General features: G+C 48.6%; 1 protein-coding gene. It reads right to left on the bottom strand.

Annotation, left to right across the window (positions count from 1 at the left end):
• Positions 1-325: hypothetical protein (locus tag EAH57_RS15840; RefSeq protein ID WP_147440134.1), on the bottom strand; the 325-nt coding region annotated here is incomplete at both ends.

Here is a 325-nt window from a genome sequence, read left to right as displayed (position 1 = left end):
TGACCTAAAGCACTGTCTGCATCTGCAAATGCTGATTGAATCGTCCAAGACGATGCTTGGTTACTGCCTGAATCTGCCGTCCAGTTGTTCTGGTCAGCAGTCAAAGGCGTAACCTTGGCAAAGACTCCGTCCACTTTCTCAGTGTTGGCAGTGACACGTCCATCTAACTCATTAACGTCAGATTTCACCGACTCCAAAGCACCTGTACTGGCTTTATCAGCCAATGATGCATTGATGCTGTTGATCTGACTCGCATTTGCAGATGATTGTGTGGCCGCTGCATTGGCAGTGGTAAGTGCCGTTGCTGCATTGGTTTTCGCTTCAG

It is taken from the genome of Acinetobacter sp. 2JN-4 (assembly GCF_003687745.1).
Lineage (GTDB): Bacteria > Pseudomonadota > Gammaproteobacteria > Pseudomonadales > Moraxellaceae > Acinetobacter > Acinetobacter halotolerans.
This window is presented reverse-complemented; position numbering and strand designations above follow the sequence as displayed.